Annotated in this window: 16 protein-coding genes and 1 pseudogene; 4 read left to right on the top strand and 13 right to left on the bottom strand. The window is 46.6% G+C overall.

Translation table 11 applies throughout. The features are described 5' to 3' along the window. Positions 1-132 precede the first annotated feature (132 nt). The 6 genes from IKG78_RS07615 to IKG78_RS07590 form a co-directional block, all read right to left on the bottom strand. Positions 133-1,209 carry an NAD-dependent epimerase/dehydratase family protein gene (locus IKG78_RS07615; RefSeq protein WP_290941821.1) on the bottom strand — a complete coding sequence of 359 codons (1,077 nt, stop codon included), beginning with the start codon at positions 1,207-1,209 and terminating at the stop codon, positions 133-135. A 23-nt stretch (positions 1,210-1,232) separates the two neighbouring features. Continuing rightward, a complete protein-coding gene (locus IKG78_RS07610) occupies positions 1,233-2,552 on the bottom strand; it encodes a UDP-glucose/GDP-mannose dehydrogenase family protein (protein WP_290941820.1) in 1,320 nt (439 codons plus the stop codon). A 201-nt stretch (positions 2,553-2,753) separates the two neighbouring features. Beyond that, positions 2,754-3,197: a hypothetical protein gene (locus IKG78_RS07605; RefSeq protein WP_290941819.1), complete on the bottom strand. Its 444-nt coding sequence runs from the start codon at positions 3,195-3,197 to the stop codon at positions 2,754-2,756. A gap of 265 nt (positions 3,198-3,462) precedes the next feature. After that, positions 3,463-4,812, bottom strand: coding sequence for a Na+/H+ antiporter NhaC family protein (locus IKG78_RS07600; RefSeq protein WP_290941813.1), 1,350 nt, complete (start codon positions 4,810-4,812; stop codon positions 3,463-3,465). Between the two features lie 204 nt (positions 4,813-5,016). Then, positions 5,017-5,349 carry a hypothetical protein gene (locus IKG78_RS07595; RefSeq protein WP_290941812.1) on the bottom strand — a complete coding sequence of 111 codons (333 nt, stop codon included), beginning with the start codon at positions 5,347-5,349 and terminating at the stop codon, positions 5,017-5,019. Beyond that, a complete protein-coding gene (locus IKG78_RS07590) occupies positions 5,324-5,791 on the bottom strand; it encodes a DUF1016 N-terminal domain-containing protein (protein ID WP_290941811.1) in 468 nt (155 codons plus the stop codon). The genes IKG78_RS07595 and IKG78_RS07590 overlap by 26 nt, the downstream gene beginning before the upstream one ends. Positions 5,792-6,351: 560 nt before the next feature. On the opposite strand from IKG78_RS07590, the gene IKG78_RS07585 reads away from it, so the two are divergent. Next, a complete protein-coding gene (locus IKG78_RS07585; RefSeq protein ID WP_290941810.1) occupies positions 6,352-6,735 on the top strand; it encodes a hypothetical protein in 384 nt (127 codons plus the stop codon). 221 nt (positions 6,736-6,956) lie between these two features. Here IKG78_RS07585 and IKG78_RS07580 read toward each other — a convergent pair whose 3' ends face one another. The 4 genes from IKG78_RS07580 to IKG78_RS07565 form a co-directional block, all read right to left on the bottom strand. After that, the gene (locus IKG78_RS07580) at positions 6,957-9,065 is read right to left on the bottom strand and encodes an LlaJI family restriction endonuclease (RefSeq protein ID WP_290941809.1); all 2,109 of its coding nucleotides are present in this window, start codon (positions 9,063-9,065) and stop codon (positions 6,957-6,959) included. A gap of 19 nt (positions 9,066-9,084) precedes the next feature. Continuing rightward, entirely contained in the window at positions 9,085-9,360 is a 276-nt protein-coding gene (locus IKG78_RS07575; RefSeq protein ID WP_290941808.1) for a hypothetical protein, read from the bottom strand. Between the two features lie 63 nt (positions 9,361-9,423). Further along, positions 9,424-11,319, bottom strand: a complete 1,896-nt coding sequence (locus IKG78_RS07570; RefSeq protein WP_290941807.1) for a DUF3578 domain-containing protein — start codon at positions 11,317-11,319, stop codon at positions 9,424-9,426. Between the two features lie 4 nt (positions 11,320-11,323). Beyond that, positions 11,324-11,821 (bottom strand): helix-turn-helix domain-containing protein, encoded by a 498-nt coding sequence (locus tag IKG78_RS07565; RefSeq protein ID WP_290941803.1) that lies wholly within the window; start codon positions 11,819-11,821, stop codon positions 11,324-11,326. Positions 11,822-12,090: 269 nt separating this feature from the next. On the opposite strand from IKG78_RS07565, the gene IKG78_RS07560 reads away from it, so the two are divergent. Continuing rightward, complete coding sequence (locus IKG78_RS07560; RefSeq protein WP_290941801.1) at positions 12,091-12,462, top strand: hypothetical protein; 372 nt, start codon at positions 12,091-12,093, stop codon at positions 12,460-12,462. Between the two features lie 119 nt (positions 12,463-12,581). Here IKG78_RS07560 and IKG78_RS07555 read toward each other — a convergent pair whose 3' ends face one another. Together IKG78_RS07555 and IKG78_RS07550 are read right to left on the bottom strand one after the other, a co-directional pair. After that, positions 12,582-13,043: a hypothetical protein gene (locus IKG78_RS07555; protein WP_290941798.1), complete on the bottom strand. Its 462-nt coding sequence runs from the start codon at positions 13,041-13,043 to the stop codon at positions 12,582-12,584. 314 nt (positions 13,044-13,357) lie between these two features. Then, positions 13,358-13,675 carry a hypothetical protein gene (locus IKG78_RS07550; RefSeq protein WP_290941795.1) on the bottom strand — a complete coding sequence of 106 codons (318 nt, stop codon included), beginning with the start codon at positions 13,673-13,675 and terminating at the stop codon, positions 13,358-13,360. Between the two features lie 247 nt (positions 13,676-13,922). On the opposite strand from IKG78_RS07550, the gene IKG78_RS07545 reads away from it, so the two are divergent. Both IKG78_RS07545 and IKG78_RS07540 read left to right on the top strand, forming a co-directional pair. Then, complete coding sequence (locus IKG78_RS07545) at positions 13,923-14,609, top strand: DUF3800 domain-containing protein (RefSeq protein WP_144265039.1); 687 nt, start codon at positions 13,923-13,925, stop codon at positions 14,607-14,609. Positions 14,610-14,904: 295 nt separating this feature from the next. Further along, positions 14,905-15,504: a Fic family protein gene (locus IKG78_RS07540; protein ID WP_290941789.1), complete on the top strand. Its 600-nt coding sequence runs from the start codon at positions 14,905-14,907 to the stop codon at positions 15,502-15,504. A gap of 446 nt (positions 15,505-15,950) precedes the next feature. Here IKG78_RS07540 and IKG78_RS07535 read toward each other — a convergent pair. Continuing rightward, positions 15,951-16,430 (bottom strand): annotated as a pseudogene (locus IKG78_RS07535) (ATP-binding protein); the annotation flags it as partial. Positions 16,431-16,453: the final 23 nt, after the last annotated feature.

Raw genomic sequence — 16,453 nt, 5'->3', positions numbered from 1 at the left:
TTCTATTAAATTGTTGTTGTGTTCTTTTTTTGTTCCCAAATTTTGCAAAAAAATGCCGCATTCGGGGAGAATGCGACATATACAGTTTCTAGTAAAAGAAGCCTTATTTTTTGTGAATAAAGTCCTACACTATTAGGCTTCGGTTTTGTAATACTTGGCGTACCATTCTGCGAATTTCCTTAACCCTTCGCGGAGCGGCGTGGCGGGCTTAAAACCGAAATCCTGTTCCAATGCGGTCGTGTCGGCGTAGGTCACTGGCACGTCGCCGGGCTGCATCGGCACGAGCTCCTTGTGGGCTTCGAAGTCGTAGTCGGCAGGGAGCACATGCGCACGGACGAGCTCTTCTTGCAGAATCGTCACGAAGTCGAGCAAGTTTTCCGGGTGGTTGTTGCCGATGTTATAGACTTTGTAAGGCGGCAACGGGAGTCCGTCTTCGCCGTTTTTCTTTTCGGGGGCGTGCTGCATCACACGGACAACGCCTTCGACGATATCATCGACGTAGGTGAAGTCGCGCTTGCACTTGCCGAAATTGAAAATCTGGATGGTCTTGCCGGCTTTAAGCTTGTTTGTAAAGCCGAAGTAGGCCATGTCCGGGCGGCCCGCAGGACCATACACGGTAAAGAAGCGAAGCCCCGTGCTCGGGATGTTGTAGAGTTTGCTGTAAGCGTGAGCCATGAGCTCGTTACTCTTTTTGGTGGCGGCGTACAGCGAAACCGGATTATCGACCTTGTCGTCGGTGGAATACGGAATTTTCTTGTTGCTGCCATACACGCTGGAGGAACTTGCATACACGAGATGCTCGACTTCAAAATGCCTGCATGCTTCGAGAATGTTGTAGAAGCCGATGAGGTTACTCTGAATGTAGGCATCCGGGTTCGTGATGGAATAGCGAACGCCAGCTTGGGCCGCGAGGTTCACGACCACCGCGAAATGATACTTCTCGAACAAATTGTCAATTTCCACTTTGTCCGCGAGGTTCGCTTTGACGAAAGTCCATTTTTTGCCAGTCGAGGTTGCGAGTGCTTCGATTTCTTTGAGGCGTTCGTACTTGATGTTCACGTCGTAGTAGTCGGTGATGGAATCAAGCCCGACGAGTTCTGCGCAGTTGTAATCGCTCAGCAACTTCTTGCAGAGATTGCAACCGATAAAGCCTGCGGCCCCCGTGACGAGAACGGCTTTCCCGTTGAGATTAACGTTTTGGTCCAGCATGATTTTTCCTTAGCGTCGAAACCTTAGCAACCGATAGCGCTGTATTCAAAACCTGCTTCGGCGAGTTCCTTCGCGTCGTAGATGTTGCGGCCATCGATGATGAGGGCATTCTTCATGGACTTCTTCATCACGCCGAAGCTCGGCATGCGGAACTGCTTCCATTCGGTCACGAGCAGCAAGGCGTCGGCATCGAGCAATGCTTCGTACATGTCTTTGCAGTAGGTGACGATGTCGCCCACGCGGCGCTTGCATTCGTTCATGGCGACCGGGTCAAATACGCGGACCGTAGCACCGGCCTTCGTGAGCTTGTCGATAAGCACGAGGGCGGTCGCTTCGCGCATGTCGTCGGTTTCCGGCTTGAACGCGAGACCCCACATGGCAATCGTCTTGCCCTTGAGGTTAGCTTCGCCGCCAAAGCGCTTCGCGAGCTTGTTGAAAAGAACTGTTTTCTGGTATTCGTTCACGTCTTCGACTGCCTTGAGAACGCCCATCTTGTAGCCGTTCTTTTCGGCGGTCTTGATGAGGGCCTTCACGTCTTTCGGGAAGCAGCTTCCACCGTAGCCGCAGCCCGGATAGAGGAATTTGCTACCGATACGGGTGTCGCTACCGATGCCCTTGCGGACCATGTTCACGTCTGCGCCCACGAGTTCGCAGAGGTTCGCGATGTCGTTCATGAAGCTGATGCGGGTCGCGAGCATGGAGTTCGCAGCGTACTTGATCATTTCGGCGCTCGGGATGTCCGTGAAAATCACGCGGAAGTTATTGAGCATCATCGGGCGGTAGAGGCGGGTCATGAGTTCCTTCGCCTGTTCGCTTTCGACACCCACGACAACGCGGTCCGGCTTCATGAAGTCCGTGATAGCGGAACCTTCCTTGAGGAATTCCGGGTTGCTGGCCACGTCAAACGGAACGTTCACGCCACGCTTGTCGAGTTCTTCCTGGATGGCGGCCTTGACCTTCTTGGCTGTGCCGACCGGAACCGTCGATTTCGTCACGAGAACAGTGTATTTCTTGATGTTTTGGCCGAACGTGCGTGCCACGGCGAGCACATACTGCAAGTCTGCGGAACCATCTTCGTCTGGAGGCGTGCCCACGGCGCTGAAAACCATTTCCACATCGTCAAGGATGCTAGCGAGGTCCGTCGTAAATTTCAAGCGGCCTTCACGCTGGTTCCTAAGAACCATTTCGTCGAGACCCGGTTCATATATGGGAATTTCACCTTTCTGGAGCGATTCGATCTTAGCTTGGTTCACATCAACGCAAGTGACGTTTACGCCCATTTCGGCAAAGCATGTGCCACTTACGAGACCCACATAACCCGTTCCAACAATTGCAATATTCATAAAGAAATCCTTGATGAAATGTCTGTTTTGTTAAATCGACGAAAAATGTAATAAAATGATAAAAAGGTGGCTTGCAGTTGGACTGTAAATGTTGGGTATTCGTTGTTGGTCGTTAGTCGTTGGTCATTAGTTGATTGTTATCACAAAAAACGCTGCCCCAAATGATGAGGCAGCGGTTGATGGTTGAACGAATTTACTTTATTAGTTTTCGCCGTTGCGCATTTCGGTTTGCTCGCGGTCCATCGTGTAAGTCAAGTATTCCCTGAAGTCACGATTGATATCGACTCCTTCAAAATCGATACCGTTGTTTTCCAACACGAATATGGCACTCGGGTTGTCGATCCAAGCTTCAATACCGATGCTGTCGAGCACTAATGATTTGTCACCAGGCCCTTTGGCAACATATTCAACTTTGGATTTTTCGACCCAGCCTTTTCCGCAATTGCCTTTGACGAAAACTTTTGTGTCGGTTTCGCTGAGAATCGTAAGTTCGTCGTTGAAGTTAGCCGTGCAGACTACAGAGCCACCATCTTTATGAGATGTGACATCGAGGTCGCCCCGTTTTGATTTAACGACTTTTGCTGCGAATGATGAGGTGACCATAACCGCAAGCGTTACGGCCATCATTATCTTGATGGTTTTCATGATTGCCTCCTGTTACTTGATTTTTAGAGACGAACAACTGTCTCTATTGCTTAAATTACAAAGTAAAGTTTACACAGAGTAGTAATTGTATAATTTAGTTTAGAATAAAAATTAATTTGTAATAAAATAGCTGCCTAGAGTGGGCAGCATCTAATTAGGGGAACGATTTGTTCCCGCTATCTTTTGAGTTAAACTACAAAATGAAAATTGCGCAGACAAGTGCCGCGCGAAAAAATTTGGAATACATGGGGGAGGCTGCGTTCACCTAGATTGTTGGCTTATTCTTGCGTGGAGATATTGCAATGAATATAAGTACGCTGGCAAGTAACAAGAACGGATAGAACATATAGGGGATGAGGTTAAACGCGCTGATGTTTGCGTTCGGGATTGCCGTCGAAATAGCCGCAAGTGCTACGAGCATCTGGGCACCATATGGCAAAATGCCCTGCACTACGCAACTGAAAATATCCAAGAGCGAAGCTGTCTTTTTCGGCGAGATTCTGTATTCGTCGCCCATCTGCTTTGCAATCGGGCCTGCCATCACGATAGCGACCGTGTTGTTTGCTGTTGCAATGTCAAGTGCGCTCACCAAGAGGCCGACGCCCACTTGACCGCTGCGGTGTCCCTTGAACACTTTATGGATAAAGTCTAACAGAGCCGCAAAACCGCCGTGAATGCGGATGAGCCCGCACAAGGCGCTCACCAAGACTGCCACGAGAATTGTTTCGTACATTCCCGAAATGCCGTTCCCGATATTCTGCAAAAGGCCTACCATATCAAGCGTGCCGGACCCCACCATAATGATGGATGCCGCAACAATGCCGATGAGCAACACCGCAAAAACGTTGATACCCGTGAGCGCGAGCGCCAGCACAAGAACATACGGAATAAGTTGTACGAGATTGTAGGAATTTTCGGCAACCGTATTAGCCTTAGTTGCAAAAGAAATTGCCGTGATAATGATAATCGCAAGAAGTGCCGCTGGAGCTGCCACTAGGAAGTTCACGCGGAACTTGTCCTTCATCTTGCAACCCTGCGTCGATGTAGCCGCAATCGTCGTATCCGAAATAAAGCTCAAGTTGTCGCCAAACATCGCGCCGCCAATCACCGTCGCTACGCAGAACGGGACGCCAAAGCCCGCCATCTGAGCGACCTCGACAGCAATCGGTGAGACCACCGCAATTGTGCCCACGGACGTACCCATCGCCGTAGAGACGAACGCCGCAACAACGAACAGCACCACCACCGCGAATTGCGCCGGAATGAAATTCAAGAGCAAGTATGCCGCCGCCGAAGCGCTTGAACGCCCGAGAATCCCCGCGAAAATGCCTGCACAAAGGAAAATCAGAATCATCAAGAAAATGTTGCGGTCGCCAAGCGCCCCCGCCATCACGTTCATCTTGTGGTCGAAATTCAGTTTGCGGTTCTGCACGCACGCCACGAAAATTGCCACCAGGAACGCCGCGACAATCGGGATGTTGTAAAATCCCATCGGGATCTTGAGGACGTATTCAAACGTGATGCCGAGCCCCAGATAAAGCACCAGGAACACGGCGATGGGCAAAAGGGCAATCGGGTTGCCCTTGATCTTTTCTTGTGAGTTTTCGTTCTGCATGTAGGATAAGATAGAAAAGTTACTTGCCGCTTTTGGTCAAGGCAATTTCAGCATTGCTATCTTCGTCACGCGATGGTACCAACTTTGGTCAGCACTTTGCAAGACATGCATCAAAAGGGACCCGTAACAATTCATTTTTTAGCCATATAGCCTCCATTAGTCGCAATTTGCGACCGGTTGATTATTTCCCATTTTAGGTTGTGGCTATTTCGGCATTTGTTGATTCCCTCGCTTTTTCAACTTCAATTTGTTTATCACCTTCGACACCTCTAGCACCACATCTGTGTATTTAGTTTTTTTAGTGTCAAAGCAAAGCGTTTTATCAAAATCGGTAAATTTGATACAGGTGCCAGTACTCCAATAATAACTCACATTTTCGTATGTATTGCTAATTTCTTCAAAAAAATCTACAACCTTTTGCGCATTATTTTTTTCTTTTTGCAACGGTGTGAAAATCCGCTCCAATTTATCGTACAATTTTTGTTCATCTTCATTGAAGCCGCTTTCGCCATCAGCATATTGGCCCCAGTAATACATCCATATGGTGAGTAAAACTCAATTCCAGAAATTCGGAGAAATCCAAATCGTTCGCCATTGGCGAACGATTTATATCAAGAAGTTCAAAAATCGGTATTTTTGCCGATTTTTCGCTATTTTCGGCATTTTCCAATTCGCCAGCCGTCGGCTGACGATTTAAAACGGGGAGCCATTGCTCAAAGAAAATTCTCATTTTTTTGATGTTTGATGCCGAGAAGCCTCGCAATCCAGGCATTTCTCGCCTAAGTTGGGCACTGATTGTATCAATCGCCCCTGTTCCCCAGGTTCCCTTGCGGGAATTCTCGGAAACGAACTTGCCTACCGCATAATACAGCGAAAGCATCTGCTTGTTGGCGGCCCGAGCCGCCTCCAACTGACTTTCGAGAATTGCGGACTTAATCTGCTGAACAGCTTCATTATAAAAAGGGCTTATTTTTTCCATTATAACCTCCTAGCCATTTTTTAGACGCATGGAAAATTTTCCAAATGCGTTAAAAACGGTTTTAATTGCGTCCACACTGCGGACACAATCTTCGTTTGTTGATGTTTGATTTGGGATGCTCTTGCGATGCTGTTGGCGAGGGTATTCCTCGGCGTTACTTGGCATGGCTTTCGCCACACACTCGAGCAGGCTGTTTCTCCTGCCAGCGCAACGACCGTTCGGCTTTATGCCTCACTCTCGCATCCGCCCTTGATTAAGATCAAGGGCTTGATGCTCACACAACATCACCCACAAGAAAGTGGATGCGCCCCATCGCGGATGCACGTACGGGCCAAAGGCCTATGCCGACGGTCACGGGGATTGTCGTAATACAAGATTAAATATATAAAGGGGTCAGAGGAAAGTCAACACCGTCTCTCGTCACCCACATCTGGACTCGATTTGGACAGCGATTGGGTGGCCGACAGCTTGCAGAGAGGCGCATTGACCGATGTAATCAGTGAGTATAAATTGTACACGAGAAACCATCCAAATAGAATAATTTTCAATATGGAGGAAATATGTCCGGCGGAGCTTTTAAATACCGCGAAATGTACATCGAGGAAATCGCAGAGTGCATCAGAAACATATACGTAAAACAGAAAGACAAAAAGTGGGTTGCATGGGCACGGAACGAAGACACTTACTTTACCCCGCACACAAAAGAAGTCCTAACCGTGTACAAGAAAGCCTATAAGACCCTGCGTGTAGCGCATATCTACGCAATGGCTGTTGACTACCTAGAGGCTGGTGACTACAGCGACGAGGACTTTTTATCGAAAGTCAACACGCAACTTGAAAATTTGGATAAAGAATTGAAATCTGGGCTGGAAAACATTGATGAAAGCGAAATCAGCCATGATGGATATGAGCTGCCAAGAATATATTGGGAAAAAGCGGATTAAGCATGGGCGTTCCCCGGCTCCCGCCGGGTCGGGCTATATTTTAACGCGCTCCGGTCGGCCCTGACGGCCCACCCGCAGCACTGTTAAAACGGAGCCGCGCCAGCGCGTCTCCGCCCTGTAATGACCGTTCGGCTTACGCCTCACTCTCGCCAATACGACTCGTTAATACGAGTCGTGTTTGGCTCACAGGGTCACTATCCCTAACGCGAATGCAGGGCGAGTCAGTCTTCTTTGCACGGAAGGTAATAGTATTCGTCTAATGGCGACTTCTGAATTCCAATTCGTTCTAAATTGCAATCACCAAGAACAGCTCCAGTCAATTTCCTTCCGTTGATGGTTCCCGGCAATTTATACTTTTCGCCAATCTTTTTCAATTCAAATACATCGCGTCTTATGGAATATGCGAACAAACGCTCGTTGAATTCTTCAATTTCATCGTTCGCAAAAGTCGCCTCAGGCAAGTTGACCTCGCCTATTGGGAAAATTTCCTTAGGAGTGATATGGAAATATTCGCAATCCGAGTTTATCTCATCAAACACTTCCTCGTCCAAACACTTGAACGTATCTTCTGGTGCGCGAAGATCCCTTTCCAAGGCTAAAATCAAGCATCTCATGTCATCGGGCTTGAATATTTTCCCGAGAAGTGTTCTAAAATGTTTATCGACAAATTGTTTCTCGGTCAAACCATTACTAGGCCATACCGCCCAAAATACGTATTTCTCGTTTAGCAATTCCAGAAAATTCTCGCGGAACTTTTTGCGGGCGTCTCGTTTGAATTCTTCGCGCAATGAGGAACGCTTTGATGTGTAAGCCTTCAGCACATACAAGAAGTTCACATTGTACACTTGCAACAAAAGCGTGTCACGGTCAAAAAGGCGGTTTTCAAAGTGACGGTTGCGCAGGTCCCAAAGAGATTGCCTGTCGTTTGAACCGATTACATTGCCATCATCATCGACAAGTTGATAGTTCTTTGAATCTTTCTCGTTTTTTATCAACTCTTCCGAAGTATTATTTCTGAAATATGGTTCACGGAACTGCGGCGACTCCTTGTCGATTCCATTTTCGCCTTTCGGCAGATATCCGCGAATAAAGAAGTTTGGCGTTACGGAGTAACCTTCAGTTAGTTCGTCGCGATAACGCAAGCCTTTGAAATTCGTACCATCTTCCAACAACTCGCCGATGTTGTACTGAATGATGTTCTTCGCATAGGTAAACTGCTTATATATGGAAGAACCCTCAATTTTTTTGCCTTCGCTATAATACTTGCTATCACCAATGAACCAGATTTTCTGTTCTTCATCAGCAAATATGAGCTGGCGGTCTTTGTATAAATGATCGATGATTTTGCCGTCTTTCTGGTCCTTCAAATATTTCATGCCATTGGGCAAATCATCCCCAACCAGTTTGTCAATCATCGCCTCGAACACGTTGTTGTACTTGCTCGTGAGCAGGTATTCGCTGCTGTAATCGCTTGCGCTGAAGTTGCCGCCCCATTCGAAGAACGCCTTCACGATGTTATAGAGTTTCAGGAACTTGTCGGCAAAATACTTGTGCTTTATGCGGCGCAGTTCCACGAGGCCGCGGTGACCCAGCAAGCGACGGAATTCGTTCACGCGCATGGGGACGTAGAATTCCGAATGCGGCATCTTGAAGCCGAAAGTCTCTTCGATGTAGTGCATCGCCGAAAAGTACAGCACCAGCAGGCGGTCGTCCAGGTCGAAAACTTTCTTCTTGTTTTCGAGTTCCATGTAGATGGGCGCGTCACCTTGCATAAAGGGCTGCGTATGCGCCACCGTGCGACGCCAGTCGATGCGGTTGTTGCCGCTGTGCTTGTTCTTGGCCGTGAACACAAACAGATTCTTGTTTTCGGCGTAGAACAGCTTCATCGCATTCATCACGTCGATGAGAGTCGGGGCAGCGGCATCGCTACCGAAACGGTGGACGTTCGGAGATTCTATAGCTCTGTCATTCGGATGCAGTTTCTGGTATTGCGCAATCGAGGAGCAGACCCACATCGAAAGATTTGCGAGGAAATCCTTGGGCGCATTCTCCAAATCGCAATCTGGCGAAACAGGCAGCCCGAACGCCTTGCCGCCCTCTTCCAAGAACACCTTGGGCAGCACAAAAACGATTTTATCGTCAGAGTTCTTCGCGGAGCCTTTTGCGGACTTGTTATAAAGATACCCTACGCCGTCCAGCACGAAATCGCCGGACTTGCTTTTTGTAACAAAACCCTTCGGCAAGACCCAATTACCGCCCTTCTTTTCTAGCGGAAGGACATCTTGCAGGAATTTTTCGCTATAGGCAAACTGTTCGAACAGGAAAATCATGCCTGTCAACTCTAGAAAATCAAGCTTTCATAGCTGCGGAGTAAACGGCCATTTCTTCGTGTACGGACTGGATGCTGCCATCAAGATAGGGAATACCCATATCCCCGTACAAGTTAATTAGCGTTTCTTTCGATATGCCAAGTAGTTCTGCCGCGCGACCATGGGAGATTGTCAAATCTTGTATGTAGGGCAAAAGGATCAACGCATTACGAAGTAATTCGCTGCGGCAGCCATTTGCCTCAACGAACGATTCCATCTCTTTGGGAACCTCAAATGCCAATGTGCCCATAGTCATCTTGAACTCCTATATCACCAATATAATATACAAAAAACGCAAAAACAAGTCACATATCAAGAATTATCCTTGCTGAGCCCCGTCTTTGTATTCAATGTCAAGATTCGCCAGCATTTTCTTTAGGATTTCAACAAAGTCACTGTTGAAAAGACGCTGGAATGTGACATCGGGGCCCTTTTCGGGATATGCAAAATGGAACACCAGCTTTGAATCAAGTTCATCCTTATAGACGGAATCCCACAGATAGAACAGGACTTTGGAACGGAATTCATCAAGCGTAATGTAATCTTTGTTCTTGGGCTTGATGAAAAATTCGCCCATCTGTTTGTCTTCGCTCTGCGTCACCTTGTAAATGTCTGCATTGACCTTCTTTAAGAAATCAAGCCATTTGAAGTTGAAACCGGTATCGCCGACGATAAAATCAGCTTCGGCTTTTTCATAATTGATGGGCACATATTCCCAGTCAAAGCGGCGCTTGAATGCACTGTCCATGGGGAACAGCGACTGGTCGCTGGTGTTCATGGTTGCGAGAATGTTCAGGTTCGGCGGGAGCTTGAGCTTGCCATCGCCGACCTTTTCTTCGTATGTCGGCCAAACAGATTTCAACCCGTTATCATTTGTCTTGAGCCATTCCGCAAAATCGCAATCGGCATCTATAGAATATTGCGAGAAACCATCTGCATCGCGGTCAAGTAACTGGAAAATATCGCCGAAAATCTGGGCACAGTTTCCGCGGTTAATTTCTTCGATAACGAGATAGACTTGAATATCTTTCCCGCTGTCATTCCCGTGTCCTTCACTGTCATTCCCGCGAAAGCGGGAATCTCCTTTAGCCTCGAAATAAAGATTCCAAGCAGCCGCGTAAGCCTTTGCGAAAACCTGCGGAACAAAGGAATAAGTGATTTTTTCATCTACATCCGATAATTGTAATCGAGCTTTTACTGCTGCAGACAGGTATGCGCTTTTATATTGGTCAGGTCCTATTTCAGAAAGTCGAACAATTTCATTCATGTTCTTTTCTTTCAAGGATTTGGCATATTGTAATCCGAATAATGTAATAGCCGTCGTTTTATCAATTTCTCCATCACCATTATTAGGAAAGGCTTCTGCTAGTTTCTTCGCAAGCTGTTCCTTAGATAACAATCCGTTGTCAAAATTTTGAACTTTTTTAGGTTTGTAGGCACCTACAAACTGTGCGTAATCGTAATCAGGGTGGAACGTGGTGCGGAACACCTGTTGATTTTTAACAATCTCATTAACTTTGAAAGACTTGCCAGTGCCAGGAGCGCCGAAGAAAATTTTTTGTTTTGTCATATAAACCTCAACTTCTACTGGTGGTGGTTCTGGCGGAGGATTACTATTTCCTTTATAAACTTTATCATAGTACTCTTGATAAACATCAAGCATGTTCTTCAAGTCTTCTTGAAGAATCTCCTCAGATGGAATATTTTGTTTTGAATACTTCTTATAAAAAATTGTTCCCTTCTGGTATTTTTTCCCAAGATCGGTTATATCGTTTCCAAGATTGATATTTTCATCTGATAAAAAACTGTGCTTGTTAAGTTGTGCTGATATACGATCTGCGTTATTACGAAGTGCTTTAATAGTTTCTTTCGTGGTCGAATCTTTTCCCGCTTCTGTAACACCCTGATTGAGTGTCAAATACAATGAATTCCCATCTGAAGATAGCAGATAAACAATATACACGCCGTTTTGAGCGCTTAAGGTGATATCTTTTCTGAAAATTGCCAACCAGGGAACTTTCGCCCAATTCCCTTGACCAACACTTCCTTCAACTTTATAATCTTCTTTGTTTACTAAACCTGTTTCATAAATTTTGTCACAGGCAGAGACGCATATAGATTTATAAACTTCAGCACCCTTTCCAAAAGGGACATTTTTCTTTTGGATATAATCGTTTAAAAAATAATTCAAGATTTCCGTTAATTGCTGTGCCATAATTTTACCCCTCGATTTCCATCAATACAATCGGAGCTTTCTCACCCATACTTGGCAAAGCCCCTAAAGTGTTGAAGTCAATAAATTCTGCGGCTTCTTCGTAATCCATGCCATCAGACAGCATCAGCGAGCGAACCATTTTTTCGTATGCATAAATGACACGGCCATCTTCGCTAACGCCAACAACGGCATCTACAAAATCAGGCTTTTCAAGAACTACGCTATCCTCATAGCCGTGCTCGCAAAGATATTCCTTGAGAGAATCAAGCGTGAGCGGAGGAAAATCGGCATTCTCGATTTGCTTGACAAAATCACTCGGACTTAATTCGAAGAAATTGGCGAGTTTTTCAATAATTTCGAGAGAAACATTACGGCGGCCGTTTTCAATGTCGCTCATATAGCGACGGCCCACACCTGTTTCAAGAGCAAGTTTTTCCTGCGAAACACCTTTCTGCGAACGCAGAGCGCGAATCGCTTTGCCAATATTATTTTGAAGAGACATAAAAAATTCATTTAAACAGTTCTCTTCAAACATATAAATAGTGCAGTTTTTAACCACGCCATATAGTGCACATTATTAAAAATTCATTCAATATTGCATCAGATAAGTTGTCCAAAGATCAGACAAGAAAAAAAAGAATTCATGTCGGAACCCACGAATATCTGAAATCACCGGGATTGGACCTGATTTAAAAGCACATGTTTGGCCGTCTGCATAATGTTTTTTGAACACGCCAAGATTGTGTTCTATATGGCGTGGCGTTTTTTCTTGTGGATTATACGTTTCAAAAAGAAAGTTGTACAAAAGACAACCAAAAGGCAATGATCATGACATTTAACACATTTGAACAGCAATTTGTTCCTTTCTGTGAAACTCCTGGAATTAAAAGCGGCAAGGCGAAATCGTATTATAAAGCAATTAAATATTTAGCCGAATATCTGAACATGAATGCAATTAACAATGAGAACGCTCGAATAATTCTCAGTAAAGAAAATGAAGTACATGACAAAGCAAGCAATTTTTATTTACAATTGCTCAATTGGCTAATTCTTCAAAAAAGAGGATCTTATTTAGCCAATGGCTATATCAGTGCAGCCCTCCCTTTATTTCGGAACTTTGTTACGCAACAAGGCCTTGTATAAGCCGAATCGTAATACCAAGCGTCATTCCCGGATAATGCATTGCAAAATACCTTTTTTAGCTTTTTTGGCAAAAAATAAATTATCAAAAAATTGCCATCGGAGGGGAATTATGATTAATTCTATTCCCCTATCCTCTCTGGCATGTGTCGCACGCCGAGGCCGCCCGGAGATTTTATCCACTCGGATTCTGGCCAGAGTCTGAATTCCAGTACGGGGATGCCTAGGAGTCCTTCGTAGGTGGCGACGTCGCCCGTCACGATTTCGCCGATAATCATGCCGCATCCGTTTGTCTTGTCGAACAGTTTTTCGGCCTTGGCGCGGTTTCTCTCGAGTTTTGCGAGCGCGGTTTCGCGGTCTTTTGCGGTTGCTTTCTTCAGGAATTTACTCCACAGTTTTTCCCACCGGGCGATGTCGTTTTGCAGGTCGTCTTCATGGGCGCGAGATTTGGAGACTGCGACGGCGAGGCGCTTGTTCGCAAACATTTTTGCGTTTGTCCTCCATTCAAATGTCTTTACGCCGGTAAGCACTAGCTGGACGTACGGCGAGCGGATGACGAAGTAGTGTGACGGTTTACCTTGCATTTGGCGGGTCTCTGGAGAATGTTTGACTTTGTTTAAAATACTCTAATGGTTGTCTGCGGTCAAGCGGGGCGTTGCGGGGCCGGCGTCTGAGGCCCCGCAGAGGGGGTGACCGGAAGACGGTTTGGACGCGGATTGGAAAGGAGATCCCCGCCTTCGCGGGGATGACAGTCTGCGGAACCCGCGGACAAAGCGGCTGCAGGCAGGGGACAACTGTGCAAGGCGAGTGTCGCGACAGACCGCTTGCGGGCTGGCATGATCGAGCCGAACAGTTGGGACTTTAGTCCCACCTTCCCCCACCAAGTAAAAAGGCGGCGTCATTCTTCCATCAGTACTATAACGTCGTCCTTGTCGAAGTCGGTGTCGAAGGCTTGCCGGTAGCTCGATTCCAGCGCCTCTCCGGGGGTGCAGTTTTCCCTGAACAGGACCATGCCGCTGTCCTGGCATTCCATGTCAAGCTCGCCGTCGGTGTCGATGCATTCCGGCCGGAACGTGGACCATAGGCAATAGTCGGTGAACCCTTCCCGGATGTCTTCTTCGAGCAGGTTGTCGCCCGTGCCCGCCTGGACTTTCAGGAACGCCATTGCGCTCTTGACCCATGCGAGTATCGCGCCGCCGAACGTGTCGTTTTCCATAAGGCCTCCACCCCGAAAGATAGATAATGTTCGTGACAGAAAATGACATGGTAAATAAGTATATTGTTACGTGAAAAGTTCACCAAATGTGAATTTTGGAGGAATTAACGCTTTTTTTGACCAGATCGTAACAATTACTTGACTTTTTTGCCGAAATTAGGTATATTAATAGTGAACTGGTCGAAAGACCCAGGTTCAACCTAACTAGGCGGGCAGACTGACCCGCCATTTTTATTTGGAAGCGTTCGTGAACAACAGCCTTAGCATTTTTGTGGATGAAAGCGGAGATTTTGGTGCCTACAACCATATTACGCCCTATTACATAATCACGATGATCCTTCATGACCAATCTATGGACATCTCCGAGCAGGTCCGCAACCTAGATGCGAAGGTTCGTTCCTTGGGTTATGGTGAAAAATTTGCTATTCACACAGCTCCGCTGATTCGCCGAGAAGAAATTTACGCAAACGAACCTCCAAATAAAAGGAGAGCCCTTTTTGCAAGTCTCTTCTTTTTTGCGATGAGATGCCCGATTCAATACAGAACATTCGTCTTTGAAAAGAAATTATTTGATGATGCCTTCTTGCTAGAAGGGCAAATGGCTAAGGTTTTATCTTCGTTCATTCGAGACAATCTTGCTTTTTTCCAAAAATTTGACGACGTTGTTTTATATTATGATAACGGGCAAACGGAGTTGAACCGTATCTTGAATTTTGCGATGTCAACGGAGCTATCGACTTATTCGTATAGAAAAGTCTTACCTATTGACTACAAATTGTTCCAAGTAGCGGACTTGATTTGCACTCTCGAACTGCTTGATTTAAAATGCGAACATGGCGAGTTATCCAGATCGGAACAACTGATATTCCATAGCAAGCGTGAATTGAGAAAACAGTTCATTAAGCCTCTTCAAAAGAAAATGTTCCCCGCCTAATTTAACCCCCTCGAATTCGAGGGGTTTACACGGGCTGCGCGAGGACAATAAAAATCACTCAAAATGTTTCACATATTTACGAAGCACCCATAAGCGTGACAGCGGCATTTCCAGGACGCAGTTTGTCGGCGTCTACTCGGAAGCACTGTTCAACCAGATAACGAAGAACAACATCGAGGCCCGCAGCCTAAAACGGAAAATCCGCGAGCTTGTCAAGGAGCTAAAAAAGCTAGGATACGAGGAGGGTGAACTTTCCGAAGCCGTCAAAAAGAACATCGACCTCGCCAAGCGCAACATGGTGGATTCCATCTACAAGCAAGCAAGGCTCGAGGGCATGGCCGTCACGTTCTTAGACACCGAGACCGTTGTCGAGGGCGGGCAGATAAGTAACCTCTCTGTAAGCGATGTGCAAAAAATCAACAACCTGAAACACGCATGGCAGTTCATCCTTGACGAGGGCGTGGTAACCGCCCCCTCGGACTACAACATCCTTTGTTACATCAACAAGCTTGTAGAAGAAGGCTTCTATTACACGGCGGGCACCCTGAGGGACGTGCCCGTGAGTATCGGCGGAACCGCATGGAAGCCCGAGATTCCTATCGAGAGCGTGGTAAAGGACAATTTGCAAGAAATTCTCGCCATCGAAGACGTGTACGAGAGGGCCATAAAGGCGCAGTTGTACATTTCAAGAGGCCGGCTTTTTATCGACGGGAACAAGAGGTCCGCGACACTCTTCGCGAACCACATCCTGATTTCCAACGGTTGCGGCATCATCGTCGTGCCCGAGGAACTGGTGCCCGAGTACAAGAAATTGCTGATTGCCTTTTACGAGACAAACGACAACACGGACCTATTCAGATTCCTTTTCGATAACTGCCTGTTGAAACTCAAATAAAGCGTGTCACCACGAACTTAATAGTGAACTGGTCGAAGGACCCAGGTTCAACTTAATTAGGCGGGCAGACTGATCCGCCATTTTTATTGGGCGTTTTTTAGGATTATGACGTCATTCCTGTCGAAGTCGGTGCCGAAGGCTTACTGGTAGCTCGATTCCAGCGCCTCTCCGGGGGTGCGATTTTCCTTGAACAGGACTATGCCGCTATCAGGCATTCCATGTCGAGTTCGCCGATGCCCTAACCCACGCAAACATCGCACCGCTGAACGTGTCTTTTTCCATAAGGCCTCCGCTGCCGAAAGATAGATAATGCGTGTGACAGAAAATGACGGACTATGATAGGCGACAAAGGGGTCGAAATCGATCCCCCACCAAAAAAACATTTTCTTGTTTTCCCTTGTTATTAAGCCCCGTCTTTGGCGTTTCGTTCAAGGAGGGAGTTTGAGTTAATTCAATCCGTCAACAATGACTACCCAACGTCCGTCCTTGCGTCCTCCTTCTCGGCGCAAAAGCCCAAGTTCCTGAAGTCTGGATATGTTGGATATGGTACCACCTTCGGAGATGTCTTTCCCAGAGGCAATGTAATTCTTGCGTGTCGCCTCGGGATGGAGGCAAAAGAACACTAGGATATTCATCTGGAAATCCGTTACAGTGATTCCCCGCGTTTCTAGACTTTTTTGTATGGCCCTTTGTATGGTTTCGGGATCCTTTTGTATGGTCTTTTGTATGGTTGCTGTTGATTTCCAAAATGTGATGTGAACCCCATTGTTGTCCACCAAGTATTCCGGTTCTTGCAATCCCTGCTTTTGGCAGAAGCTAACCATGCGATGAACCCCGGTCCCCCAGCTTTCCAAATACGTTGCTTGGTAAAGGACCTGAGCGATGCGAACGTTGTAAGGGAACGATTCGTGCGACTCCTTGATGTTATCCGGAGTTAAACCTCAAAATG

This window comes from Fibrobacter sp., assembly GCF_017545445.1.
Classification (GTDB): domain Bacteria; phylum Fibrobacterota; class Fibrobacteria; order Fibrobacterales; family Fibrobacteraceae; genus Fibrobacter.
The sequence above is the reverse complement of the archived record's forward strand: the minus strand, read 5'-3'. Positions and strand labels throughout refer to the sequence as shown.

Bases quoted from the DNA above. Each gene is read 5' to 3' on its own strand.
- IKG78_RS07615 (WP_290941821.1), bottom strand. From the start codon at position 1,209: ATGCTGGACCAAAACGTTAATCTCAACGGGAAAGCCGTTCTCGTCACG.
- IKG78_RS07610 (WP_290941820.1), bottom strand. From the start codon at position 2,552: ATGAATATTGCAATTGTTGGAACGGGTTATGTGGGTCTCGTAAGTGGC.
- IKG78_RS07605 (WP_290941819.1), bottom strand. From the start codon at position 3,197: ATGAAAACCATCAAGATAATGATGGCCGTAACGCTTGCGGTTATGGTC.
- IKG78_RS07600 (WP_290941813.1), bottom strand. From the start codon at position 4,812: ATGCAGAACGAAAACTCACAAGAAAAGATCAAGGGCAACCCGATTGCC.
- IKG78_RS07595 (WP_290941812.1), bottom strand. From the start codon at position 5,349: ATGTATTACTGGGGCCAATATGCTGATGGCGAAAGCGGCTTCAATGAA.
- IKG78_RS07590 (WP_290941811.1), bottom strand. From the start codon at position 5,791: ATGGAAAAAATAAGCCCTTTTTATAATGAAGCTGTTCAGCAGATTAAG.
- IKG78_RS07585 (WP_290941810.1), top strand. From the start codon at position 6,352: ATGTCCGGCGGAGCTTTTAAATACCGCGAAATGTACATCGAGGAAATC.
- IKG78_RS07580 (WP_290941809.1), bottom strand. From the start codon at position 9,065: ATGATTTTCCTGTTCGAACAGTTTGCCTATAGCGAAAAATTCCTGCAA.
- IKG78_RS07575 (WP_290941808.1), bottom strand. From the start codon at position 9,360: ATGACTATGGGCACATTGGCATTTGAGGTTCCCAAAGAGATGGAATCG.
- IKG78_RS07570 (WP_290941807.1), bottom strand. From the start codon at position 11,319: ATGGCACAGCAATTAACGGAAATCTTGAATTATTTTTTAAACGATTAT.
- IKG78_RS07565 (WP_290941803.1), bottom strand. From the start codon at position 11,821: ATGTCTCTTCAAAATAATATTGGCAAAGCGATTCGCGCTCTGCGTTCG.
- IKG78_RS07555 (WP_290941798.1), bottom strand. From the start codon at position 13,043: ATGCAAGGTAAACCGTCACACTACTTCGTCATCCGCTCGCCGTACGTC.
- IKG78_RS07550 (WP_290941795.1), bottom strand. From the start codon at position 13,675: ATGGAAAACGACACGTTCGGCGGCGCGATACTCGCATGGGTCAAGAGC.
- IKG78_RS07540 (WP_290941789.1), top strand. From the start codon at position 14,905: ATGGTGGATTCCATCTACAAGCAAGCAAGGCTCGAGGGCATGGCCGTC.